Annotated in this window: 18 protein-coding genes; 7 read left to right on the top strand and 11 right to left on the bottom strand. The window is 65.2% G+C overall.

Translation table 11 applies throughout. The features are described 5' to 3' along the window. The first annotated feature begins 148 nt into the window (after positions 1 to 148). Together PSR88_RS15850 and PSR88_RS15855 are read left to right on the top strand one after the other, a co-directional pair. Positions 149 to 721: a TetR/AcrR family transcriptional regulator gene (locus PSR88_RS15850; RefSeq protein ID WP_016882093.1), complete on the top strand. Its 573-nt coding sequence runs from the start codon at positions 149 to 151 to the stop codon at positions 719 to 721. A 243-nt stretch (positions 722 to 964) separates the two neighbouring features. Beyond that, the gene (locus PSR88_RS15855; RefSeq protein ID WP_016882092.1) at positions 965 to 2,416 is read left to right on the top strand and encodes an aldehyde dehydrogenase family protein; all 1,452 of its coding nucleotides are present in this window, start codon (positions 965 to 967) and stop codon (positions 2,414 to 2,416) included. Between the two features lie 330 nt (positions 2,417 to 2,746). On the opposite strand, the gene PSR88_RS15860 is transcribed toward PSR88_RS15855, so the two are convergent. Next, a complete protein-coding gene (locus PSR88_RS15860; protein ID WP_016882091.1) occupies positions 2,747 to 4,519 on the bottom strand; it encodes a glycoside hydrolase family 3 protein in 1,773 nt (590 codons plus the stop codon). A 22-nt stretch (positions 4,520 to 4,541) separates the two neighbouring features. Beyond that, positions 4,542 to 5,813: an MFS transporter gene (locus PSR88_RS15865; RefSeq protein WP_157180153.1), complete on the bottom strand. Its 1,272-nt coding sequence runs from the start codon at positions 5,811 to 5,813 to the stop codon at positions 4,542 to 4,544. Positions 5,814 to 5,943: 130 nt separating this feature from the next. Here PSR88_RS15865 and PSR88_RS15870 point away from each other — a divergent pair, with 130 nt between their 5' ends. After that, positions 5,944 to 7,068 (top strand): LacI family DNA-binding transcriptional regulator, encoded by a 1,125-nt coding sequence (locus tag PSR88_RS15870; protein WP_016882089.1) that lies wholly within the window; start codon positions 5,944 to 5,946, stop codon positions 7,066 to 7,068. On the opposite strand, the gene PSR88_RS15875 is transcribed toward PSR88_RS15870, so the two are convergent. The 4 genes from PSR88_RS15875 to PSR88_RS15890 all read right to left on the bottom strand — a co-directional run bounded on the left by PSR88_RS15875 (position 7,016) and on the right by PSR88_RS15890 (position 11,404). Continuing rightward, on the bottom strand, positions 7,016 to 7,576 hold the full coding sequence (locus PSR88_RS15875; RefSeq protein ID WP_411755668.1) for a double-stranded RNA binding motif domain-containing protein: 561 nt from the start codon (positions 7,574 to 7,576) through the stop codon (positions 7,016 to 7,018). The genes PSR88_RS15870 and PSR88_RS15875 overlap by 53 nt on opposite strands. Then, the gene (gene gudD / locus PSR88_RS15880) at positions 7,537 to 8,883 is read right to left on the bottom strand and encodes a glucarate dehydratase (protein ID WP_029539013.1); all 1,347 of its coding nucleotides are present in this window, start codon (positions 8,881 to 8,883) and stop codon (positions 7,537 to 7,539) included. The genes PSR88_RS15875 and gudD overlap by 40 nt, the downstream gene beginning before the upstream one ends. 23 nt (positions 8,884 to 8,906) lie before the next feature. Next, positions 8,907 to 10,268: an MFS transporter gene (locus PSR88_RS15885; protein WP_016882086.1), complete on the bottom strand. Its 1,362-nt coding sequence runs from the start codon at positions 10,266 to 10,268 to the stop codon at positions 8,907 to 8,909. A gap of 251 nt (positions 10,269 to 10,519) precedes the next feature. Next, entirely contained in the window at positions 10,520 to 11,404 is an 885-nt protein-coding gene (locus PSR88_RS15890; protein WP_016882085.1) for a LysR substrate-binding domain-containing protein, read from the bottom strand. Positions 11,405 to 11,525: 121 nt separating this feature from the next. Between PSR88_RS15890 and kdgD the strand changes: the two genes are divergently transcribed. The 3 genes from kdgD to PSR88_RS15905 are packed head-to-tail and all read left to right on the top strand — an operon-like array spanning position 11,526 to position 14,670. Continuing rightward, on the top strand, positions 11,526 to 12,440 hold the full coding sequence (kdgD, locus tag PSR88_RS15895; protein ID WP_342338259.1) for a 5-dehydro-4-deoxyglucarate dehydratase: 915 nt from the start codon (positions 11,526 to 11,528) through the stop codon (positions 12,438 to 12,440). Between the two features lie 7 nt (positions 12,441 to 12,447). After that, positions 12,448 to 14,070, top strand: coding sequence for an aldehyde dehydrogenase (NADP(+)) (locus PSR88_RS15900; protein WP_016882084.1), 1,623 nt, complete (start codon positions 12,448 to 12,450; stop codon positions 14,068 to 14,070). Positions 14,071 to 14,127: 57 nt separating this feature from the next. Beyond that, positions 14,128 to 14,670, top strand: a complete 543-nt coding sequence (locus tag PSR88_RS15905; protein ID WP_016882083.1) for a heme-binding protein — start codon at positions 14,128 to 14,130, stop codon at positions 14,668 to 14,670. A 755-nt stretch (positions 14,671 to 15,425) separates the two neighbouring features. On the opposite strand, the gene PSR88_RS15910 is transcribed toward PSR88_RS15905, so the two are convergent. The 4 genes from PSR88_RS15910 to PSR88_RS15925 all read right to left on the bottom strand — a co-directional run bounded on the left by PSR88_RS15910 (position 15,426) and on the right by PSR88_RS15925 (position 19,169). Continuing rightward, complete coding sequence (locus tag PSR88_RS15910) at positions 15,426 to 15,983, bottom strand: hypothetical protein (protein WP_157180152.1); 558 nt, start codon at positions 15,981 to 15,983, stop codon at positions 15,426 to 15,428. Positions 15,984 to 16,127: 144 nt separating this feature from the next. Next, the gene (locus PSR88_RS15915) at positions 16,128 to 16,958 is read right to left on the bottom strand and encodes a hypothetical protein (protein ID WP_157180151.1); all 831 of its coding nucleotides are present in this window, start codon (positions 16,956 to 16,958) and stop codon (positions 16,128 to 16,130) included. Between the two features lie 831 nt (positions 16,959 to 17,789). Beyond that, entirely contained in the window at positions 17,790 to 18,182 is a 393-nt protein-coding gene (locus PSR88_RS15920) for a hypothetical protein (RefSeq protein WP_342338261.1), read from the bottom strand. Between the two features lie 792 nt (positions 18,183 to 18,974). After that, complete coding sequence (locus PSR88_RS15925) at positions 18,975 to 19,169, bottom strand: hypothetical protein (protein WP_342338262.1); 195 nt, start codon at positions 19,167 to 19,169, stop codon at positions 18,975 to 18,977. A gap of 464 nt (positions 19,170 to 19,633) precedes the next feature. Between PSR88_RS15925 and PSR88_RS15930 the strand changes: the two genes are divergently transcribed. Next, positions 19,634 to 22,645, top strand: coding sequence for a Tn3 family transposase (locus tag PSR88_RS15930; protein ID WP_016882078.1), 3,012 nt, complete (start codon positions 19,634 to 19,636; stop codon positions 22,643 to 22,645). A 588-nt stretch (positions 22,646 to 23,233) separates the two neighbouring features. On the opposite strand, the gene PSR88_RS15935 is transcribed toward PSR88_RS15930, so the two are convergent. Next, positions 23,234 to 24,247, bottom strand: coding sequence for an AraC family transcriptional regulator (locus tag PSR88_RS15935; protein WP_016882077.1), 1,014 nt, complete (start codon positions 24,245 to 24,247; stop codon positions 23,234 to 23,236). Positions 24,248 to 24,265: the final 18 nt, after the last annotated feature.

Genomic DNA, 24,265 nt, shown 5'->3' on the forward strand with positions numbered 1-24,265 from the left:
ACCTTCCGACGGCTTGCACCTGGTGGAAGAGACCGTCGGACGAGGTCAGACGTTCTGTGCGCGTAGAGTCGCTCGTAGATCGGGGGACGCGTGCCCCCTGGGCTCGGCGGGCGCATGGGTGGTCGCCTCGACGACGGGATGTTTACCGATGAGTGGAGTTGCATACGGCACTGGCAGAGAAGCCTTGCTGGATGCAGCGATCCACGTTGTCGCGTCTCACGGGCTGCGTGGTCTCACGTATCGGTCTGTGGCCGCCCACGCAGGTGTGACCCACGGCGCCGTGCGATACCACTTCGGTAGCTGGGCGAACCTGGTCGAAGAGGCTTTGGCGTGGTCAGTGCAGAGGAGTATCGGCGACTCGGCACTGTACGCGGGCGACGGCCGAGGGCTCGACGGATTCGCCACGGGTCTGGGATTGTTCGTTGCGGAGAATCCGCACGTTCAAGCGTTCCAGTACGAGTTGGCCTTGGAGTCGCGACGTCGACCCGAGCTCGCCGAGCCTATGGAGCGGGTGTACGACGCCTATCGTGCAGCAGTGCGAGACGCGCTCATTCAGGTCGACATCGACGACGAGGACTTAACCGATCTGGTCTTTGCGGCGATCGATGGCATCATTTTTCGTCAAACTGCTTTCGGAAACCCCGAACGTACGGAACGCACCGTAAGCGCACTACGCCAGGTTCTCGGCGTTTTTCGCGACCACCTCACGACCACGAGCTGAATCCTGCTCGTTCGACGAGCTCACCGCACATCGACGATCGAGCCAGGTCGGTACCTGCCTCACATGGGCGAGTGGCACCCGAGGTCGTGATCCCCCTCTACGGAGGGCTACCGAGATGACCAGATATGAGTTTCGGGCTGATCATTGAAACTATCCGTTTGTAAGGTTTACAGTGGGCACGGGCCCAACCCTGAGGCACACCGTGCTGGTCACGTCGGCCCCCATTCGCTTCGAGGAGTAACCATGGTTCAGATACCTAGTCTCACCACCGACCTGTTTCTCGGGGGTGAGTGGGTGAACGGGGGTGCCGGGACCTTCACCTCCCTCAACCCGTCAACGGGAGAGTCGATCGCCGACATTGAGTCTGCGAGCGCAGACGACGTCGATCGTGCCGTCCGTGCTGCAACGGCAACGCTCAGGGGCGACTGGGCGCACGTTCCGCCTTCGCAGCGCGGGGGTCTTTTGACCAAGCTCGCGGACCTTGTCGAGCGAGACACGGAAATCCTCGCCACGCTCGAATCGCTGGACATGGGTGGCCTGTTCGGTCTCGGCCAAGCGATGTTCGTGCCCAATTTGGTTGCCACGCTGCGCTATTACGCCGGTTGGGCGGACAAGATCAACGGCGAGACCATAGCCAACGACGGCTACATGGGTCGGTCTGCGTTCGCATACACTCGACGTGAGCCAGTCGGCGTCATCGCAGCAATTGTGCCGTGGAACGCACCCCTTATGATCACCGGATGGAAGCTTGCGCCTGCCCTGGCAGCTGGTAACACGGTCATCATCAAGCCTGCGGAAGACGCGTCCCTGTCCATCTTGCACCTGGCGAAATTGATTCAAGAAGCAGGTTTCCCCGCAGGAACTGTTCAGGTGCTGCCCGGTCTCGGTGCCGTGACCGGTGAGGCTCTCGCACTCCACCCCGGTGTGCACAAGGTGACCTTTACAGGGTCTGCCCAGATCGGTCGTCGAATCCTCACCAACTCCGCAACCAATTTCAAGAAGACCACCCTTGAGCTCGGCGGGAAATCACCGCAGCTCATCTTCAGCGACGCAGATGTGGAAGCGGCAATCACCGGGGCTGCCATGGGGCTGTTCGTGAACTCGGGCGAAGTCTGCGCTGCCGGTACCAGAATCTTCGCCCACCGCAGTGTTTACAACGACGTTCTCGACGGGTTGAGCGCAGCCGCGAAGGCGCAGGTCGTCGGAGATCCGTTCGACCGGTCTACCACCATGGGGCCGCTCATCAACGCAAAGCAGCGCGACCGTGTCCTCGATTATGTGCAACAGGGCAACCACGAAGGCGCTCAGTTGATTACCGGCGGTGCGGCGGTCGAGGGACCGGGCTACTTCGTGGAGCCTACGATTTTTGCCGGCACCAACGATCTCACGATTGCACGGGAGGAAATCTTCGGGCCGGTGGGAACGGTGATCCCGTTCGATGACGACGCAGATGGTGTGGCGCTGGCCAATGACAGTGAATACGGCCTGGCGGCAACAGTGTGGACCAGTGATATCTCGCGTGCGCACGACGTGGCAGCGAGACTGGAAGCAGGGGCTGTCGCAGTGAATGCTTGGTCGCCGATGGCACCACAACTGCCTTGGGGCGGGGTCAAAACCAGCGGAGTCGGGCGTGAACTCGGATTCGAGGGGATCCTTGCAAATACCGAAGCGAAGACGGTCACGATCGTCCTCTAGATTCTGCGGTCGCTCCACGCGCAAAATCGAAACAATCCGATGTCTAGAATGCAGCCTGACGACAGCGACACTTCGGCGGGTGGTGGGCACCCATCTGATGCCCACCGGCCCGCCGAAGTAAATTGAGGCTTTCACAACGACTTTGGTCGTGATAGCAGCGGATTCCCGCTGTGGCGTGAGCCGCCGCCAATTGGTCGAGTGTGAAGGTCTCGGAACGTGAACCCCGTTCACTAAACGCGAACATCCGTTCTGGACGGCGCACAGGGAATGCCTCTCACAGGTGCCTCGGGTTCGATGTCCCCACCCGATCGGCGTTCACCGTCGTCGACTCTATTGATGCGCGCCTTCGAGGTCGGCTACGGCGGCACGCCGGAGCCCGAAACCCGCGCGGAAGAGTGGGTTTGCGGTGTCGAAGGGCACGTCCTCGCGCGAGGCCTCGACCGCCGCCATGGACGAGGGCAGGTCGAACGGAAGGATGCCCGTGATGGCGGCGCGACCGGCGAGGGCATCGAGTATGACCGCGTCGCTCGCACCGAAGTCGGCGACCACGACGGCGGCGGGTTCGAGTAGCGGTGTGAGCACCGCGGGCCGCTCGAGGTACACCGACACGAGCACGGGCGCCTGGGCGGCGTAGCGGCGGATGCGCGCGACGACCGTGTCGGGGAAGGCGAGCGAGCCGCCGCGGAAGAAGTCGCCGAGCGAACCCCGTCCGGGCTCGAACGGAGAGTCGAGTCGGACGATCACCGCGTCGGCCTCGGTGGGGTCGTCGACGGCGACGAAACCGGCTGCGACGGCGGTTTCGGCTGCGATGCCGTCGAGGTGTACACGCGCTCCGGCGGCGAGCACCGTCTGGTCCTCGTCGTCGGTGAGCAGCACGAGCGAGGTGCGCTGGGCGCAGAGGCCGCGTTCGACGAACACCGGTGAGCCGCAGACGTCGCGGGTGGCATCGGTGTCGACGCGGCGATGCTCGAAGACGCCGAGCCGGAACTTCTCGCGAAGCAATCGCCGTACCGACTCGTCGATCCGCGACTCGGCGATGCGGCCCGAGTCGACGAGCTCCTCGACGAGCGCAGGATTGCGGTCGCCGCCGAACTGGTCGACTCCCACCTCGATTGCGATCGCCGCGCGCTCGAGCGGGGTCAGGTGCTCGAGACCCCAGCCGTTGGGGCCGAACTGCAGGCCGCCGATCGCTTCGGATTCGAGGAGGTTCCAGTCGGTGACGACGATGCCGCCGAAGCCGAGGGTCCGCCGCAGCAGGTCGCGCACGACCGGCGCGTTGAAGGCGAAGCCGACCTCCTCCCACGAGGTGCCGACGGGCTTGCCGTAATACGTCATGACCTGTGTGGCGCCGGCGGCGAACGCCTTCTCGAACGGGCGCATGTGCAGTTGCTGCATGCCGCCCGGGTATATCTGTTCGGGGTATCGGGGGTCGTGCGCGTCGTCACCGTTCAGTTGCGGGCCGCCGCCGGGGAAGTGCTTGACGACCGCGGCGACCGAGTTCGGGCCGAGCGCGGCACCGCCCCGGAGGGCTTCGATGAACGCGGCCGTGAGCTCGGCCACGCGCCCGGGGTCTTCGCCGAAGGTGCCCGAGCCGCGAGACCAGCGGGGCTCGCTGAAGATGTCGGCCATCGGACCGAGGAAGACCCGGATACCCATGGCGAGGAGCTCACGGCGCACGGTCTCGCCGTAGACGCGCGCGGCGTCGAGGCCGCCGATCGCGGCGATACCGGTCGGGTCGGGCCAGCGCGAGAGGCTGTCGAGCGCCTGCCCGGTGAACAGGTTGCTGCGCAGGCCGTGTCGAGGATCGGTGGAGAGTGTCACGGGGATACCGAGTCGGGTGTCCTCGGCGATGGCCTGCAGGGTGTTGTGCCACTGGGCCACGGTGACGCTGTCGGCGCCGCCGAGCACGTTGAAGTGGCTGATGCCGCGCCGGCCGGCGTACTGTTCTGCGGCGGTGAGCGCCTCGGTCTCGCTCAGACCGTCACCGGCCGGCGCGGTGGACGGGTGGAACATGAGCGCCGCTTTCTCGGCGACGCTCATGCGGGCGAGCAGGTCTTCGACCCGTCGGTCGACGGGCAGGGCGGGATCGCGATAGTCGTTCATGATCTCGTTTCGGTCGGTCGGGTCAGCGGACGCCGCGCATAGCGAGCAGTGGCACGAGACCGCACAGCGTGAGCGCCGCACTGAGGATGAGAAGTACCGGGTAGTTGGGGCCGCCGTCACCGATATCGAGCAGCAGGGGGGCGGCGAACGGCATGATCGAGAAGGGCAGGGTGATGGCGATGTTCGTGACGCCGAGGTCGCGGGCCGAGGTGGCCGGATCGTTCATCGTCGCAACCGCGAAGCCGATGTAGCTGCCGTAGAGCACGCCGGTGCCGATGCCGGCAACGAGACACACACCGAGCAGCAACATCGGCACCGACTCCGCGAAGGCGGTCACGAGGATGCCCGCGGCCACAATGACCGCGTCGATTCCCAGCACGAGCTTGCGGCGACCCGTGCGGTCGTTCAGCCAGCCGGCGATCGGCGCCGAGACGACGGCGAGGATGCCGGGAATCACGTAGGCGAGGGTGATCAGGTGCGGCAGTTCGGCCTCGGACGCGTGGATGCGGTCCTGCAGAAGGTAGACGGTGTAGGTCGCGATGACGCCCAGCCCGCAGCAGATGAGGAACAGCGCGGCGAGGAGCTTGGCGAAGTCGGGTGAGTGGCGCGGGTTGATGTAGAAGCTGTCGAGGAACTCGCGGACGCTGAACGGCTCGATGTCGTCGTCGGCCGGGGCGTCGTCGCGGAACAATGCGAGGAGCAGCGTGGAGAACACGACGGCCACCAGCACCGGCAGCCCGAACTGGGCAAGGATGTTCGAGGGAAACCACTGCACGAAGAACACGCCGACCACGACCGCGGCCGCCGAGGCGGTGCCCGACAGCGAGCCCACCAGACCTTGCTGCCGCGCGGGGATGTGGTCGGGCACGATGGCGAGGGTGGCGGCGATGGCCGCATTCACGAACGCCTGCATGACAATCCAGCCGAGGAGCAGCAGCGGAATCGAGTTGCTGAGCCCGATGACCGCCGCGCCGACGATGGTGCCGGCGAGGCCGACCACGATCCAGGGCCGCCGCCGCCCGAAGCGGCTGCGGGTGCGATCGCTGAGCCGGCCGAAGAGCGGGTTGGCGAGCAACGCGGTGAGCGTGCCGATGCCGGCGGCGATCGAGTAACTGGTGGTCTTGCCCTCGGGGTTGATCTCGGAGATGCGCAGGGCCAGGGTGACCGAGGCGGGCAGCATGATCGACATCCAGATGCCGAACATGGCCAGGGCGTAGACGGAGAGGAACAGCGGGCCGACCGGTTTGGGGGCGGTGGCGGTGGCTGTTTCTGGGGTGCTGAGGGAAGCGGGCACGGGGATCCTCACCATTGAGCGTTGCGTAGCGAACCAAGCTATTGGAATCGTTACCGGAATCGTTACCGGGTCTGTAAGCTAGGCCACAACGCAGGAGGGCGTCAAGCCCTTGATGACTGGAAGGGGTCCGATGGCACGCAAGGTGAGGCTGAGCGACGTCTCGCGCGCAGCAGGCGTCGGCTTGGCGACGGTGTCGCGCGCGTTGGGCGACCACCCCGACGTGAGCGAGGCCACCCGCGAGCGTGTGCGCGCCGTCGCCCGCGAGCTCGGCTACCGCCCCTCGGTCACGGCGCGTGCCCTGCGCTCGGGTGGGTTTCATGCGATCAGTGCGATCGTGCCCGATGCCGGCTGGGGTTGGTGGGAGCCCGTCGTGCGCGCTGCGTTCACGGCGGCCTCCGCCGAGGGTTACCAGCTCATGGTGCACCCCGTCGCCGGCACCCCCGGCGGCATGGCGGCCATCGTCGAGGGCCTTGCGAACGTGCCCACCGAGGGGGTCATCGTCATCAGCGTTCCCCACCAGGATGCCGTGCGTGAGGCCTGCGACCGCATCGCGCTGCCCGCAGTGGCGATCGACGATACGAGCCGGAAGGTGCGTTTCCCCACTGTTTCCCCGCGCAATCGTGAGGGTGCGCGGATTGCGGTCGAGCACCTGATCGCGCAAGGCCGGCGATCGATCGCGCTGCTGAGCGTCGACCTCGGCGCCGGGTCAACCGATTGGGGCGACGGCCTCTTCATTGACGAGCGTGCGGCCGGGTACCGCGACGCCCTCGAGGCCGCGGGCATCGCCCACGACGAGTCGCTCGTCATCGACTGCGACGACTTCCTCGAGGAAGCGCGCCCGACGCTGCCCTCGCTCTCCGCGGCCGTTGAGCGCGGAATCGAGATCGACGCCATCTTCTGCATAGCCGACCTCCTGGCGGCGCCGGCGCTGCGCACCCTGCGGGCGCACGGGCTGCGGGTGCCCGCAGACGTCTCCCTCATCGGCTTCGACGACGAACGGGCGGCGGGTCTGGTCGATCCGCAGCTCACGACGATGCGCCAGCCCTATGCCGAGATGGGGCGCCTCGCTGTCGAACTGCTGCTCCGGAGCATCCGCGGCGAAGAACTCGACGAGCAACGGCACGAGATCGATACGCAACTCGTCGAGCGGGCGTCGACCACCCCGCGCCTGCGTCCGGCTGAACCTATGTGCCCAACACCCTTTAGCGCCTTACCGGCGATACCGGTGGCGCCCAATCCCGCTGCGAGGACGTGACGTCATCTCGCCTACGCCGGACCGCCCGACAAACCAGATCGTTCGTTTTCAGGCGCTTCTTATCGGATTTTTCACCCGGACGTCTAAAACGAACGGGTTGCGGCCGATTCACCAACCATAGGTTCGCCGTGGAGCGCCGGTTCTCAGGTGCCGGTATGACCTGGCGGACGCTGATGACCGCAGAACGGGGCTCAGCCCGTTTTGGCTTGTTCTTCGCCGCGGTTTTCGCGGTGGCGGTGTGGCCGGCGAGGTGCACGGTGGCGGTGAACCGGGGTGCGTGCGCGGGCCTGTCGGTGTGGAACTCCCATACGGGCGGGGCCTGATTGTTGTTCTGGGCGAGGCTCATCAGCCGGGCGGTAGGGTTGGAGAGTGCCTTGGATTTCTTTGCCCCGTCCAGGTTCAGTGCGGCCATTCGGTCGTCGGCGTAGCGCGGCCTCTCTGGATTCCATTCGTATTCATCGGGCAACACTAGCGGTCGAGTGCGGGGCGTTTGCTGTCGAATTTCCATTCGGGGATGAGATATTGCATGCCGGTGGCGTCGTTCCGGGAGCCGAGGCCCTCGCGTTGGTAGAGCTCGTGGGCGGCGGCGACCTGGTCCATGTCGAGTTCGACTCCGAGGCCGGGTGTTTCGGGGACGTGGAGGTAGCCGTCGACGATGGTGTAGGGGTTCTTGGTCAGCCGTTGGCCGTCCTGCCAGATCCAGTGGGTGTCGATGGCGGTGATGGTTCCCGGGGCGGCCGCGGCGACGTGGGTGAACATGGCCAGGGAGACGTCGAAGTGGTTGTTCGAGTGGGATCCCCAGGTGAGTCCCCAGGCGTCGCACAGTTGGGCGACGCGTACCGACCCGTTCATGGTCCAGAAGTGGGGGTCCGCGAGGGGGATGTCCACGGCACCGGAGCGGATGGTGTGGCCCAGTTCGCGCCAGTCCGTCGCGATCATGTTCGTCGCGGTGGGAAGGCCGGTTGCCCGTTTGAATTCCGACATCACTTCGCGGCCTGAGAATCCGCCCTCGGGTCCGACCGGGTCCTCGGCGTAGGCGAGGACGTCGGCGAGCCCGCGGCAGGTGTCGATGGCGTCCTTCAGCAGCCATCCGCCGTTGGGGTCGAGGGTGATTCGGGCGGAGGGGAATCTGTCTGCGAGTGCGGTGACCACCTTGGCTTCGTCCTGGGCGGGTAGGACGCCGCCCTTGAGTTTGAAGTCGGTGAAACCGTAGCGTGCGTGCGCGGCTTCGGCGAGCCGGACGATGGATTCCGGTGAGAGCGCCTCCTCGTGTCGCAGCCGCATCCAGTCGTCGGCGTCGGGTGCCTCGTCCGTCGGGGACCGGTAGGCGAGGTCGGTCCTGTTTCGGTCGCCGACGAAGAAGAGGTATCCGAGCGCCTGGACGCGTTCGCGTTGCTGTCCGTCTCCGAGGAGTGCGGCGACGGTGACACCCAGGTGCTGTCCGAGCAGGTCCAGCAGTGCCGACTCGACTGCGGTGACAGCGTGTACGGCGATCCGCAGGTCGAAGGTCTGGGCTCCCCGGCCGCCGGCGTCGCGGTCGGCGAAGGTGCGGCGCATCTCGCCGAGGATGGCGTTGTATGTACCGAGGCTGTGGCCGACGACGAGGGTTCGTGCGTCTTCGAGGGTGCGGCGGATCGGTTCGCCCCCGGGGACTTCGCCGACGCCGGTGTTGCCGGACGAGTCGGTGAGCACTACGAGGTTGCGGGTGAAGAACGGTGCGTGGGCGCCGCTGAGGTTGAGCAGCATGTCGTCATGTCCGGCGACGGGGATGACGCGCATGTCGGTGACGACGGGGGTGCCTGGGAGGGTGTTCATCGCGCGGATTTCCTGTCGGTGGGTCATTTGGCGGTGGCGGAGACAGTCGCGCGTGTGTCGTCGTCCGCGTCCGGTGTCGCGGGGGTCGGGGGGTTGTTGCTCTTGCGGATGAACATCACCGACGCGGCGGCGATAGCGGAGGCGATCGCCAGTGCGTAGAGTCCCCAGGTCACCTCGCCGGTGGCGGACTTGACGAGCCCGAATCCGTAGGGAGCGACGAATCCGCCGAGGTTGCCGAGCGAGTTGATGACGGCGATGGCGGGGGCCAGGACCAGGGGGTGGAGCATTGTCTGGGGGAAGGCCCAGAACAGTGGACTGGCGCTCTTGAAGCCCATCGCGGCGATGCACAGGAACACCAGCGCCAACCACGGTGACGCGATGGCCGCGAGGTAGGTACCGACCGCGGCGGTCGCAAGAGCGATGATCAGCAGCGGGCGTCGGTTGCCGGTGCGGTCGCCGACCCGGGCCGACAGATACATCGCCACGACGGCGCAGATCCAGGGCAGCGAGGACAGCAACCCGACGGTGATGTCGTTGGTGCCTTCGATGCGGCGCACGATGGAGGGCAGCCAGAAGGTGTTCGCGTAGATCGAGAGCTGGATGGCGAAGTAGATCCAGCAGAACAGGATGAGTTTGGGGTCGGCGAGCATGCGCCACCGTGAGCGGCCGTCCCCCATGCCCGACGATTCGGCCTTGTCGGCTTCTTCACGCTCGATCGTCTGGGAGAGCGCGGTCTTCTCGTCGTCGTCGAGCCACTTGGCGTCCTTGATGTGGGAATCGAGGAAGCAGTAGGCGACGATGCCGATGACGACGGACAGGGTGCCTTCGATGCCGAACATCCACTGCCAGCCGTGCACGCCGAGGTGCCCGTTGAGTGAGAGCAGAGGCCCGGAGACGGGACCGGAGATCGCCGCCGCCACGGAAGACCCCGCCACGAACAGCGCGGTGGCGCGTCCGCGGTGCGAGTTCGGAAGCCACTTCGCCAGATAGAAGATGACGGCGGGGAAGAATCCGGCTTCGGCGGCACCGAGGAGGAACCGGAGAACGTAGAACATTTCCGCGTTCTGGACGAAGACCATGGCAGCGGACACGAGACCCCAGCTGACCATGATGCGGGTGAGCCAGATCCTGGCACCGAACTTCTCCATCATGACGTTGCTGGGGAGTTCGAACAGCGCGTATGCGATGAAGAAGACACCTGCGCCGAATCCGTAGGCCGCGGCGCCGATGCCCACGTCGGCCTCGAGGTACTCACGGGCGTATCCGATGTTCGACCTGTTCAGCTGGTTGCAGATCAGCATGATGATGAACAGGGGAACAACTCGTCGGAAGATCTTGGACACAGCCGAGTCGAGGCTGGTGCTGGCTGAGTGAGTGATCGACATCGGTCACTCCTTTCGGCTGGAACGATTACGCGTGTCGGCGCCTATCTGGACGGTGTGGAGAGAGTCGTCCGCGCTGTCCCGCAAGATCGTGACTCGGCTCACAAACCATGACGGTAAGTGAACCAACCGATGCTCGTCCAAGACTAGTTTTGGATTCTGGAATACAGAAAAGGTATTGCTCCTGCTTGGCTGGGTCTCGCTGGCACTTCGACCGTACGCCGACGAGACCTTCCGCAGGCAGCGGCTTCGTATCAATCCGCACCGAGAGCGGTCAGCAGTCGGTGCAGAACCGGGTCGTCGCTGTTTCGGCGCCAGACGAGATCCAACTCGACCGGTGCGGGACGAGGCACCGTCAGTGGGCGGTAGACGACGCCGTCATAATGCATCCGGCCGGCGGATTCGGGAACGACGGCGAGTCCCCACCCGAGGTTGACCAGTGCGATGATGCTGTGGATCTGGGTCATGTACTGGGTGATGACCGGGGCCACGGACGACTCGTGGAACACCGACGACAGCAGTTCGTGGAAGTAACGGGACTCGATCGGGGTGTACATCACCAGGTTCGCCCCGTGCAGGTCCGTGACATCGATCGGACTGTCGCGGTGGGCCAGGGGGTGGTTCCTCGGGACGGCCACGATCAACGACTCGCGCACCAGGGCGCGTGACGACAGATCGGGCCTGGTCACCGGGGGTCGCACCAATCCGATGTCGAGGGAGCCCTCCGACAAGGCCTCGAGCTGGTCCATCGTCACCAGTTCACGCAGCTCGACCTCGACCTCGTCGAGTGTGGCGCGCGCGGTGTCGAGCACCATGGCCAGGCCCGAGTGCACGCTTCCGCCGGTGAAGCCGATCCGCAGCGTGCCGGACCGGCCGGCCGAGGCCTTGCGAACGGACAGTGCCGCGCGGTCGGATTGCTGGAGCAGCCGGCGGGCGTCGGACAGAAACGCCTTGCCCGCGGGGGTCAGCTTGACGCCCCTGCTCGATCGGTCGAATAGCTGTACGTCCAGCTCCTTCTCGAGCAGCTGGATCTGCCGGCTCAGCGGCGGCTGGGTCATCTTCAACCGCTCGGCGGCCCGCCCGAAGTGCAGTTCCTCGGCCACGGCGACGAAATGGCTCAGTTGGACGAGCGAAAACATCCGATACCTTTTCTATATTGAAGAATCCAAAACGAGTGTTGGACTTGAATGATAGACGCTCCTAGCCTTGGGGACACAGCGCGCATCAACCGTGACGCTTTGCGAAGAGGAGACGAAACCCATGGCCACAGCCACACCCCAGGAGATCGCCCGCAAGCTCGGCTCCGGTCTGTTGTCGTTCCCGGTCACCCACTTCAAGGACGACCACTCGTTCGACGAGGCCGCGTACCGCGAGAACATCGGCTGGCTCGGGCAGTTCGACGCCTCCGGGTTGTTCGCCGCGGGCGGCACGGGCGAGTTCTTCTCGCTCACCCCGCCCGAGGTGGAGCAGGTGGTCCGGGCCGCGGTACAGGAGGCACTCGACGGTCTCCCGGTGATCGCACCCGCCGGTTACGGCACCTCCACCGCCGTGCAGATGGCCCGGTCGGCGGAGAGCGTCGGCGCGCACGGCATCCTTTTGCTTCCCCCGTATCTCACGGAGGCGAGCCAGGACGGCCTCGTCGCCCACGTCAAAGAGGTGTGTGCCGCAACCACTCTCGGGGTGACTATCTACAGCCGCGCCAACGCGGTCTACACCGAGGCCGCTGTCGCGGAGCTCGCGGACAGCTGCCCGAACCTGGTCGGGTTCAAGGACGGTGTCGGCAACATCGAGCAGATGACGCGCATCTACGCGAGTCTCGGCGACCGGCTGACCTACATCGGCGGACTGCCCACCGCCGAGATGTTCGCACTGCCCTATCTCGCCTTGGGCGTCACCACCTACTCCTCGGCCATCTACAACTTCGTGCCGAAGTTCGCGATCGACTTCTACAACGCACTCCGCAGCGGAGACAACGCGTTCGTCATCAACGCGCTCAACGAGTTCGTGATCCCGTACTGCAACCTGCGCAACAAGAAACAGGGTTACGCGGTCAGCATCATCAAGGCCGGCATGACGGTGATCGACCGACCCGCCGGCCCCGTCCGCGCGCCGTTGACCGACCTCGACGCCGTCGAACTGGCCGAGCTCGCCGACCTGATCAAGAAGGTGAGCTGAGCTGACCATGACTGCCCCCACCGCGATCACCGGCGTCAACCTCGTCGGAGCCACAGACCTGCCGGGGACCGGCGCCGCCGTCACCGGCATCGATCCGGCCTCCGGCGCGGCACTCGAACCGGTCTACCACGAGGCGAGCACCGCCGACGTCGAGCGCGCGACCGCCCTGGCCTGGGAAGCGTTCGGCAGCTACCGGCACACCACGCTCGAACAGCGCGCCGCGTTCCTCGAGACCATCGCCACCGAAATCGAGAATCTGGGATCCATCCTCGTCGACCGGGTCATCGCGGAGACCGGTATCGCCGAAGCCCGGGTGCAGGGTGAAGTCGCCCGCACCACCAGACAATTGCGGATGTTCGCGTCCGTTGTCCGGGAAGGCAGTTGGACTCAGGCACAGCTCGACACCCCGAACCCCGACCGGACGCCGTTGCCGAAGCCGGACCTGCGGCAACGCGAGGTACCGCTCGGCCCGGTGGCGGTGTTCTCGGCCAGCAACTTCCCCCTCGCCTTCTCGGTGGCCGGCGGCGACACGGCGTCGGCCCTGGCCGCTGGTGCCCCGGTGATCGTCAAGGCGCACCCGGCGCACCCCGGCACGTCGGAACTGGTCGGCCGCGCCGTCCGCCGGGCGGTCCAGGAACACAACCTCCCGGAAGGAACCTTCTCCCTGGTCCTCGGGGGACCGGAGGTCGGCATCGCCCTTGTCACCGACCCCCGGGTCCGCGCCGTCGGGTTCACCGGATCACGCCAGGGCGGGCTCGCGCTCACCGCGGCGGCCGCCGGCCGTCCGGTGCCGATCCCGGTCTATGCCGAGATGTCGAGCATCAACCCCGTGTTCGTGTTGCCCGGCGCCCTCGCCGAACGGGGAACCGACCTCGGTTCCGCATTCATCGCGTCGATGAATGTCGGTGTCGGGCAGCTGTGCACGAGCCCCGGCCTGGTCTTCGTCGTCGACGGTCCCGGAGCGGACGACTTCGTCTCCGCCGCCTCGACCGCGGTACAGCAGACGGCCGCGGCACCCATGCTCAACCCGAGAATCGCTTCGGGATTCTCCGACGGCGCCGCCCGGCTCGGGGCGAACACAGGCGTCGAAACCGCGGCCCGCGGAACCGACGCCGACTCGATCGCATATCCGGGACATCCGGCCCTGTTCGTCACCACGGCAGAACAATTCGAAGCCGACCACTCACTGCAGGACGAAGTCTTCGGACCCGCCTCCGTCATCGTCCGGGTCCCGGACGCAACCCATATCGGGCCGATCATCGACCGCCTCGAAGGGCAGCTCACCGCCACCATCCACGCCACACCGGCGGACTACCCCATCGCCGGTCCACTGGCCGACAAGCTCGAGCTTCTCGCCGGACGCGTCGTGTTCAACGGCTGGCCCACCGGCGTCGAGGTCGGCCACGCGATCGTGCACGGCGGCCCGTTCCCGGCCACGGCCGCCCCGTCCACCACCTCGGTCGGCAGCCGCGCGATCGAACGATTCCTGCGCCCGGTCGCGTACCAGAACGCCCCCGAGGAACTTCTGCCACCAGAACTGCGGTCAGACAACCCACTCGGAATCTGGCGGCGCATCGACGGATCCCTGCAAAACCCTGACCAGGGAAGCCCCGATCGCCGAGCGGCGTAGCGAGCGATCCTCCTACGCCGCTCGGCACTCCACCCGACCTCCGACTTCAGGGACCTGATGACGCTAGTCAACGAAAGCGGTCTCGCCCTCGACGAACACGCCCGCCATCTGATCGAGTTGCGCAGCAAAGTCGACCAGTTCCCATCGGTCCACGCCTGCGATGCGACCCACTCGACCCCGGAGACCGCAATGACACTCACCGCAGCGCGGGCACAACTCGTCCTCGACCTGGCCCGACGCCACACCGCGGCCGACGACGTCGCCGCAGCCATCACCGTCGTCGATGCGGCCGCAGACCTGGTGGGATGCTGCCGTACCGACGGGGCTCCGCCGCAACTACTCGACGAATCCATCGAGCTTGCGAAGACCGCCGCGGTGCGCGAATACGGCGGCGAAACCTACCCCCTCCGCACCAAACCACTTTCCGACAACGGCGTCGGCCTCATTCCCGCCTGGACACCACAGCCCGGCGACATCGCCCCGCTCGTCGGCGTTCTATCCGTGGTCACGATCACCCCCGGAGCCGGCGCCGACATCGTGCAGGCGGTGGTAGCCGACGTGCGCGACTTCGATTCCCGGCACCGCCTGAACGTGTCCTGACACACCCAAGAACTCGGCCGCCATCAACGGTGATTTCGGCTGATTGCGCGGGCGGGTTGCCATTCATTGCCCGATCAGCACGGTAACCCGCCCGACCGCGATTCTCGCAGGTGGAATTTCCGTAGCGATTCGGCGGGTGCGCTGCGAGCGCGAGTGGCGTTGACGTGATGCGTGCGGCGACGGCAGGTCGTTGCGGACCTCGCCGCCGAGGCGGACGAGAAGCGCGTGCGGTCGGTCAGATTCGACGGCAAGTTGCCAGCACGACGGACCTGTTCGGCAGCGTTTCAATCGCACGTTCGATCAGTTTCACGAGGCGTGTCGTATGCCAAATTGCCTGACTATTAAGCGCCAAACCGTAGTGTGTCGCAAACCTTGTCAAAAATGCCAACTGTCCTGTCAACGGACAGATACCGCGGGTGGTCGTATTTGCGGGCCATGCGAATAACCAACTTACTAGTTGACATAATATAAATATTTCGGTATGACGAAAATGTGCTTCTAGCAGCATATTTGGCGCAATGCAGTCCAAGTTGTTCGGCTGGCGAGTGGGGGTCCAACTGGTTCGGTAGGTCACTGTGTCCGACCAGGTGGATTCCTACGAATCCGGGTGCTGCGTCGTCCCGCTGCGCCCGGTGCGGATCGGTATCTGGGACTTGAGTAGCGGCCCTGTTGCCCCCGGTCCGGTCGGGATCACCGTGCTTAACAGTATCTAACCGCCAGAACAAGTAGATGTCTAACGGAGAACAAGTAGATGTCTAACGGCCGTTTCGTTCGACGCCGAGCTGGTCCGCGAGCTGATTCATAAGATTGTGGTATAGCGCATCTAGATCCGCTCGACTGGCGAAGTCGCCAGTGAACCGTGCGTTCCAACTCGGCTCCCACCTACCGCCGTAATCTTTAACCCGATCGCCATAGATTGAGGTAAGAGTGGTTCGCAATCTGGCATCTTGCCCCGGCGCGGCGTAGGTCACGAAAAGTTGGTCCATGAATGTGCTGTAAGTCTCCATGCAAGTCGTCGTCAGGAACGGGCGGTTGATGTGTACTGTGTGATCGAGTCGCCGTTTGCGCTCGATCACGTCTGCCGGAGATTGTTCTTTCCATCGACCAACCCATGCGTAGTAGCAGAACAAGTCGTTCAAATCGGGCGCGAGCTTGTCGACAATCAGGATGCGCTTTTCTATCAGTTTCTGGTTGCGCCATTGAACGTCTTCAAGCCGTTTCGCGAGCCGGCCAACCCAAATGCCTAACAGTGCAACAGTCAAGGGCACTAGGCCCGAAACAATAAGTTTGGCGATCTCCAGACTGCTCCACACACTCGTTCCCTCCATATCGGCCGCTGCGAGTACTAATTCCGGGCTATAATGAATCATTAGTCGAGACACCGAGAAGGTAGGCGAGAGGGCACGTTGGGTGTTCTTTCGGGCGCCTGCGGGCCACAGTTCTCGCAGTCCCGCTACTTAGAATCTTGCGTGCAAATCACCCACGATCCAGTTCCACTTCGCAAACTGCCCGGCAGGAAAGTCTTTCAAGTTGACAAAATTTCCGGCCGCGTCGAACTCGCCCGATGCAGCTTGGGTGTTATTCCGGTTGTAGAAGAAGAGCCTTCCGCTGCTGACCGGCGCAATATCGGTCCATTGGGAAAACTGGCTAGGAAAATCTTTTATGTGGATGTAATTTCCGGTCGTCTCAAGTTTTCCCAGTGAGCCTGCTCTCGTCAGCATGCTGTAGAAGAATAGTTTGCTGTCGCCGACAGGCAGGATATAGGACCACTTGCCGAATTGCCCCGCCGGAAAGTCTTTCAAGTTGACATAGTTCCCGGCCGCATCGATCTGGCCTGATGCAGCTCGCGTGCTATCCCGGTCGTAGAAGAAGAGTCGTCCGCCGCCCACCGGAGCGATAGTGCTCCAGTCTGCGAACTGGGGAGGTAGGTCCCTTATGTGGATGTAATCGCCTGTTGCGTCAAGTCTCCCCACTGATCCAGCGTTTGTGAAGGAGGAGTAGAAGAAGAGTCTGTCGTCCCCGATTCCCACGATTATATGCCAGGACCCGAATTGTCCGTTAGGAAAGTTTTTTAGATTGACCAAAGTACCGTTTGCATCGATCTCATACGTCGCAGCTCTGTTTTCCTGAACGAAGTAGAAGAAGAGCCGTCCGCCGCCGACCGGCTCGATGTGTGACCACACCTTTAAGCTACCTGGTGGGTAATCTCGTAAGTTGACATAATTACCTGCGGCATCGAGTCTCCCTGTTGCGGCGGCCCTAGTATCGCCATGAATGAACAGCAGCATCGCATTTTCCCGTATCGGTGTGTTCAATTGCCCGCTCAATCAATTCCCCAGAGTCCGAAGTGCCGACGCGTGGGCAGGGCAATATGTAAATGTTGACCTAACAATCGTCCTCTGCCGTGGGTCGAAAGGGCAAGACCGGTCGGTACTGAGTGGTCCTCCTAGTCCACCCCCCATTCAGAGGACAAAACTGGTGACCGCAGAATGGCGCTTAGTCTGTTCGCGCCCGATGATGCCGAGGGAGTGAGCCGGCCAACCCTGTCCATCCGGCGATCTGACATATGGGCACTAGGACGCCGTGCGGGTCGCCACGGTGACGAACGGATGCGGTGCTTCGGTTCCCTCCCCGCCACGTTCGACCTCGCTATGGATAACGCCATGAGCAAGGGGATTCGGTGTATTTAGCGTGTCGGGTTTGCCGATGAGGGTGATCGGTGAGCGGTTCACCGAGAATGGCCAGACCGTCCTCGTCTGGTGGGCCTTCCTCTCTCGTGTCTACGGATAGGCGGACATGCGGATCTGCGGATCTCCACCACCCCGGACGGAGTAGTCGTCCCGGTTGGCGGGCGGGCTATCTCTCTGTCCGTCGAATCCGGACTGTCTCGGTATCGGCCGTTACTGGGACACCAACTGGTGAGACACCGGAAGGGGATGGTGTCGTCGACGCTGACGGAGACCGGTCGGGGTGTCGTCGTGCCGTGCATAGAGGCACTGAACTGCGGCGTCTCCGACGCCGACCCTTCCTCCTGGGCCCGAGCGGATCGCCCGGGCCCGAGCCGGATCGCCCGGCAAACTTCGTTCGACGATGACCTACTACAACCCTCGGGAATTGCATCAGACGGCATCGCCGTTAATGGCAGAAGAGCCTGCCGGGATCGCGATCACCGTGGGATTGGGAGAAATTGACCCTGGGGTGCGGTTCATCAGCCCTAGGGTTGGTGCTCGTCCCTGCAGATGCGGACAAGGGTTGTCGACATCCACGAGGGTGTTCCGCCAACCGAAGGGGTGCCCCGGACGATCGAAGAAGAATCCCATGTCCGATCCAGGAATACCCTGGGCAACAATCATCGAGAAACTACGGTGGGGGCAGATGACCGTGGCCGAAGCGGCCGCAGCAGCGAACACCACCGTCGCGACAGTCGAGGCGGAGCTCGAGACAGCGGCATTCCTCGGAAAGCACGGCCCCGAAGCTGCGCAGATGGCCGAGAAATTCATCGAGATGCGCAAGTTCGTAGACGCTAAGAACGCCGCCCAGGCCGCCAAGAGCGTCCAGAAACTCAGTCAGGGCGCCCGGGCCGTCAATAGAGCCGCCCAGGCGGCCCGACCCTTCGGTGCTGTGAAGAGAGCTCGGGAGGCCCGGCTGCTTCTCGGCCTCAGTGGGCCCGCTCTGGTCCTCCTCGTAGTCGGCATCGCCGCGATCGGCCTGATCGGTGCCGTCTACGTGAACTACGGGAACACCCCGGTCCAGCCCGGCCCGAAGATGCTGAACCGGCCCGCCGCGACACCGGTCGAGGAACCCGCTCCCGGGGATGAGGGCAGCGCTCCCGTCGAGCCCGCACCCGATCCTGGAGACCCCGGGCTCGTTCCGGCGGAGCCCGTGTCCGATCCGGTGACGCCCGAACCAGTTCCGGCTCCTGCGCCGCCCGCTCCACCCGCCCCGGCTCCCGCGGATCTTTCTCCCGAAGAACCCCATCCGGCCGCCCCGGCTCCCGCTGATCCCGTACCTGTGGGCGCTCCCGCTCCGGCGGCGCCTGCTCCCGCCGCGGCGGACCCCGTAGAGCCAGCTCCCGCGCCGGCCATGCCTGCTCCGCCGGTAGAGCCAGCGTCGCCGCCGTCGATACCCGACGCCCATGACGGAACTGCACGCGCGCAATCCGCACCGGCAATGCCCGCACCCCAGGTCGAGGCTGCACCGGCGCCCCAAGCCCCTCCGATCGAAGCTGCGCCCGTGGCCCCGATGCCCGATTCTTCACATGGCGCTCCACCTGACATCGGCGGATACGGGGCGGATCCCGGAACCTACACGGACCCGGGGACGACGTACACCGATCCGGGGACGACGTACACGGACCCGGGGACGACGTACACCGATCCGGGGACGACGTACACCGATCCGGGGACGACGTACACCGATCCGGGGACGACGTACACCGATCCGGGGACGACGTACACCGATCCGGGGACGACATACACCGATCCGGGGACGACATACACGGGCCCGGGGACCTACACCGGAACCGACCAAGGCACATACAGATTGCCGCAAAACTGGTCGGCTGAAGACACTCCATGCGGCGCTTCGGAGTGCGCACCGGAGTACGGAGATAACCCAAAGGCAGCACAGAATTAGCTCTGCAACAGGCCCGATGTGCATATCTACCGGCCCCGCTCGGAGGGGCCGGTAGATCAGTTTCTGGTTCAGTCTGCGACAGCGCTCCTCTGCCTGCCTCCGTGAGTGGGTGACCTCCCCTGCGGATCTGGTCGTACTGTGCGAGCGTGGCACCCTCGAATTCCAGGACTGCTGCAATCTCGGGTCCCGGTAGTAATGGCGCAAAAAACAACGAAGTTCGCGTAGTGCCTGGTCGGCGGCGATTTCTCGGTTCGGGCTGCGAGCCGGGGTGGTTGGTGCTTGGCTTGGCTGCCGATGAGGTTGGTCGGCGTGTTGGAGGCTGGGGTTCGTGGCGACGCGGGTATTCGCGGACGAGGAGTTGCAGCGCCTGCGGGAGTTCCCGGAGATCAGTCGTGAGGAGTTGTTCCGGTACTTCACGCTGACCCCGGCGGATCTGGCGTTCGTTGCTCCGCAGGGCAGGGGCCCTGCGGTCCGTCTGGGCCTGGCGGTGGCGCTGTGCACCTTGCCGTGGCTGGGGTTCGTGCCGGACAAGGTGCCGTCGGCGCCGCCGGTGGCGGTGGCCCGACTGGCGGACCAGCTGAATATCGATGCGGAGCAGCTTCGTTCGTATGGCAAGCGGGCGCAGACACGGACCGAGCATGTGCGGCTGGTGGCCCAGTATCTGGGGTGGCGGCCTGCCGGGGCGATGGAGTTGAAGGAGCTGGACGAGTTCCTGCTGGCGCGGGCGATGGAGCACGATTCGCCGACGCTGTTGTTCCGGCTGGCGTGTGAGTACCTGACCTCGGCGCGGGTGATCCGGCCGGGCCCGGAAACGGTGGTCCGCCGGGTCGCGCACGCCCGCATGCGGGCGCAGCGGGAGACCTACGACCGGTTGGCGCACGAGTTCACACCGCAGCGGTGTAAGGAACTGGATGCGTTGCTGGTCGTCGACCCGTCGATCGAGATGTCGCGGTTGCGGTGGTTGTCGACCGGCCCGGTCGAGGCGTCGGCGACCGCGGTAAAGGCCGAGGTCGAGAAGCTGGTGTTCCTGCGCAACCTGGGCGCGGATGAGCTGGATATGTCGGTGCTGCCGGCGGAGCGGCGGCGGTTCCTGGCGACGGTGGGCCGCCGCTTGACGGGCCAAGCCCTCGAACGCCGGGATCCGCAACGCCGCTACCCGATCCTGCTCACCGTGTTGGCGCAGTCGGCCACCGATGTGCTCGACGAGGTGGTGCAGCTATTCGATCAGGCGATCTCGGCCAGGTCGAGCAAGGCCGAACGCCGGATGCGCGACGAGCTGGCCGAGCGCGGTAAGGCCGGAGAGGATCGGCAGGGGTTGCTCGACGACCTGCTGGCGATCGTCTGTGACCTGCAGATCCCCGACGAGGAGATCGGCGGCCTGATCCGGGGCGATCGGATCGGATGGGAGCGGTTGCGGGCCGCGGTCGCGCAGGCCAAGCCTCGGCTGCCGCGCGATCACGGGCACCTGGCCGCGCTGGACAGCTCGTACTCCTACCTGCGGCAGTTCACCCCGCAGGTGCTGTCGACGGTCCGGTTCGCCGGCGGCACCGCGGCGACCGAGCTGCTGATCGGGGTGCACATGCTGCGGCAGCTGAACGCGACCGGTACCCGTAAGGTGCCCGACGACGCGCCGACCGGGTTCGTGCCGACGAAGTGGCGCGGCTACCTCGACGAGGCCCGCAAAGCCGGCAGTACCACCGCCTATCGGCACTACTGGGAGCTGTGCGTGCTGCTGGGGCTGCGCGACGGGTTGCGCAGCGGGGATGTGTTCGTGCCGGGGTCACGCCGCTACGCCGACCCGGCCGCGTACCTGCTGACCCCGCAGGCGTGGGAGCCGCAGCGCGACGAGTTCTGTCGCCTGGTCGGCAAATCCGCTGATCCCGCTCGCGCGCTGGCGACCGCCACCGACGAGCTCGACGACGCTATGGGCGAGTTGGAGAAGGTGCTCGCCGTCGGCGACGGGCCGGTCCGTCTCGATGAGGCCGGTGACCTGGTGATCTCACCGCTGTCGGCGGAGGACGTGCCCGCGGAGGCGACGGCGCTCAAGGCCGAGCTGACGGAGATGCTGCCGTTCGCGCCGATCGTGTCGCTGCTGATCGAGCTGGACAAACGCACCGGCTACCTGGACTGCTTCACCCACGCCGGCGGCAAGCAGGCCCGCAGCCCGGAGGTGAAGCGCAACCTCATCGCCGTTCTGCTGGCCTACTCCACCAACCTCGGGCTGACCCGAATGGCCGAGGCGTCGGGCCTCTCCTACGACATTCTGGCCTGGACCAGCGAATGGTATGTGCGGGAGGAGACGCTGCGGGCGGCGAACCTGACGATCATCGACTACCACCAAAGGCTGCCGCTGACCCCGGTCTTCGGCGCCGGCACCCTGTCGTCGAGTGATGGGCAACGGTTCCCGACCCGCGGGAAATCGGTCACCGCCAGAGCGTTGAGCCGCTATTTCGCGACCGAAGGACTGAGCACGTATACCCATGTCACCGATCAGCACGCCACCTACGGCACGAAGGTCATCGTCGCGACGAGACGTGAAGCTCACTACGTGCTGGACGAAATCCTCGGAAATGCAACGGATCTGCCGATCACCGAGCATGCGACCGACACGCACGGCGTCACCCTGGTGAACTTCGGGCTGTTCGACCTGCTCGGGTTGCAGCTCTCGCCCCGCATCCGGGACCTGGGCCGGATCACCCTGTACCGGGCGGCGCCGCGGGCCCAGGTCGAGTCCGCGTTCCCGCACGCCGGGCCGCTTTTGACCCGGAAGCTGAATCTGGATCTCATCGCCGAGCACTACGACGACCTGCTCCGGCTGGCCGGGTCGCTGAAGTTCGGGCACGCCACCGCGTCGCTGCTGGTCGGCAAGCTCTCCGCGTCGGGCCGGCAGAACGCCCTCGCGGCGGCGCTCAAGGAATACGGGGCGCTGCGGCGCACGATCTACGCCGCCCGGTATCTGTCCGACCCGGACTATCGGCGCAAGATCTCCCGCCAGCTCAACAAGGGCGAATCCCTGCACGCGCTCCGCCGCGACCTGCTCTACGCGCACGAAGGCGCCGTGCGCGCGAGGCACCTGGAGGGACAGACCGAACAGGCATGGTGCCTCACATTGGCGACCAACGCCGTCATCGCCTGGACCACCGAGTATTACGGGCTGGCGACCGAACAAATGCGGCGGGCCGGGCGGCGGATCGACGACGAGGTGCTGGCGCACATCTCCCCGGCCCACAGCGAGAACATCAACTTCTTCGGCGCCATCGAGGTCGACATCGACGCCGAACTCGCCCAGCTCGGCCCCACCGGGTACCGGCCGCTGCGCGTACGTGACACCCTGTTCTGACCGGGGGAAACCGAGTGATGCGATGGACCCGATGGCCCCGGCCGCGAGCCTGAGTCACCCCGTCGCGTCCGATTCCGAGCGCCTCGACAGCTTCCGGGTTCTCGCCGACCCCACCCGGATGCACTCGCCGCCCGCACCGCACACCCGCCTGACTGACACCGCCGGCGGCCCAGGGTCATTGGCCCGAGATTTGTGTCGGCGCCGTCCCTTGACCTCACCGGTAACAGCACCGCCCGAGCCGGGAGCGGAGGGAAACCATGGTCGCCGCCATGCCGATGTTGCCCGGGAAATCCTGGGCCGAGGGTTTCAATCAGGTCGAGGGCCGGTTGTGGTGGTCAGGTATTCGCTCTGCTCCTACGGCGCAAAGAGGCGCTGTCGGGGTGCTCAACTGTCGCGAGTAATGATGCCGGCTTTGGCCGACTCGACGAGCGTTCGCCCCGGGGACGTCATTGTCCTCACCGCGCCTGCTGCGCTGGGCCAGTTGATCGCCCAACTCCTTCTCTCACAAGGTCATCGCCAGCGGGGGTAGGGCGGAGCAGGATCGCCGTCCGATACAGGTTCGTGGCGTGGTCGCTTTCGGCGTGAGATTCAGGTGGAATCCGATGCTGTTTGCCGCTTCTGGCGGGCGGTGGTGTTCCACCAACGGCGGGCGTACCTGCTGAGGGTTGCTTGGTTGTCCAGCCCTATGGTCGCGGCGATCTGTGTGAGTGGCAATCGGGTCTCGGTGAGGAGGGTCGCGGCGCGTTCGCGTCGGACGTCGTCGAGGATTGTGCCGTAGTTCGTGCCCTCGCTATGGAGGTGCCGTTGAAGTGAACGTGTCGACATGGCAAGGAGGTTCGCGGTCGCCTCGATGCTGAGGTGGCTGGTGCCGAGGGACTGACGCAGGAGGGTCTTGGCGCGCGTGGTGACGGTTAGGTCGGGAGGGCTGAGGTGCTGTTCGAGGTAGGTCAGTGCCAGGTGTCGGGTGGTGCGATCGCCACCGGCAATGGGTTGTCGGGACAGCGACCGGGGGACACGCAGCACGGCGGCGTCGCGGTTGAATGTGACGTGGGTGCCGAACAGCGACTCGTATCGGGCAAGGGGTGCGACCCCAGCATGGGGCAGTTCGACGCTGCGGAGTCCGTAGTTGCCGCCGTTGAGGTAGAGGAGCGTGCGGTGGAGGAAAAGGAGTCCCATGTCGATGCTCTGGGGTGGGGCGCTGACGCCGGGCGGGTATCCGTAGCGGCAGCCGACGACACCGCGGACGCCGCGCGGGTCGGGGACGAGTGCGACGCTGAGGCCGCGCGCGTGGACGAAGAGGTATTTGGCAGTGCAGTCGAGTGCTTCAGCGATCGATCGGGAATTGCGAACGGCGATTGCCAGGGGGCCGAGCAGGTCGAGATCTTGGCGCAGCGCTACCCGCAGTCCCATATCGGAGCAGTTCAGTTTCTGGGCCGCGAGTTCGAGCATCGCGGCCATGGCTGTGTCTCTGACCAGGAGTTCGTCGCTGTCCAGGGAGGCAAGGGGGAGTCCTGCACGGGTCGCGAGTTCATCCGCGTCGCCGCCAAGTTCCTCGATGACGTGGCGGACGCCACGCAGGCCTGCAGATCTCACCCACGCCATAGCGAAGAGTGTCGCGGC

The organism is Rhodococcus sp. DK176, from assembly GCF_038447315.2.
Lineage (GTDB): Bacteria > Actinomycetota > Actinomycetes > Mycobacteriales > Mycobacteriaceae > Rhodococcus_F > Rhodococcus_F jostii_A.

Coding starts and splice junctions, on each gene's coding strand:
- PSR88_RS15885 (WP_016882086.1), bottom strand. CDS start 10,268: ATGTCGATCACTCACTCAGCCAGCACCAGCCTCGACTCGGCTGTGTCC.
- PSR88_RS15905 (WP_016882083.1), top strand. CDS start 14,128: ATGACGCTAGTCAACGAAAGCGGTCTCGCCCTCGACGAACACGCCCGC.
- PSR88_RS15870 (WP_016882089.1), top strand. CDS start 5,944: ATGGCACGCAAGGTGAGGCTGAGCGACGTCTCGCGCGCAGCAGGCGTC.
- PSR88_RS15935 (WP_016882077.1), bottom strand. CDS start 24,247: ATGGCGTGGGTGAGATCTGCAGGCCTGCGTGGCGTCCGCCACGTCATC.
- PSR88_RS15850 (WP_016882093.1), top strand. CDS start 149: ATGAGTGGAGTTGCATACGGCACTGGCAGAGAAGCCTTGCTGGATGCA.
- PSR88_RS15875 (WP_411755668.1), bottom strand. CDS start 7,576: ATGGAAATTCGACAGCAAACGCCCCGCACTCGACCGCTAGTGTTGCCC.
- gudD (WP_029539013.1), bottom strand. CDS start 8,883: ATGAACACCCTCCCAGGCACCCCCGTCGTCACCGACATGCGCGTCATC.
- PSR88_RS15900 (WP_016882084.1), top strand. CDS start 12,448: ATGACTGCCCCCACCGCGATCACCGGCGTCAACCTCGTCGGAGCCACA.
- PSR88_RS15890 (WP_016882085.1), bottom strand. CDS start 11,404: ATGTTTTCGCTCGTCCAACTGAGCCATTTCGTCGCCGTGGCCGAGGAA.
- PSR88_RS15915 (WP_157180151.1), bottom strand. CDS start 16,958: ATGCTGCTGTTCATTCATGGCGATACTAGGGCCGCCGCAACAGGGAGA.
- kdgD (WP_342338259.1), top strand. CDS start 11,526: ATGGCCACAGCCACACCCCAGGAGATCGCCCGCAAGCTCGGCTCCGGT.
- PSR88_RS15855 (WP_016882092.1), top strand. CDS start 965: ATGGTTCAGATACCTAGTCTCACCACCGACCTGTTTCTCGGGGGTGAG.
- PSR88_RS15860 (WP_016882091.1), bottom strand. CDS start 4,519: ATGAACGACTATCGCGATCCCGCCCTGCCCGTCGACCGACGGGTCGAA.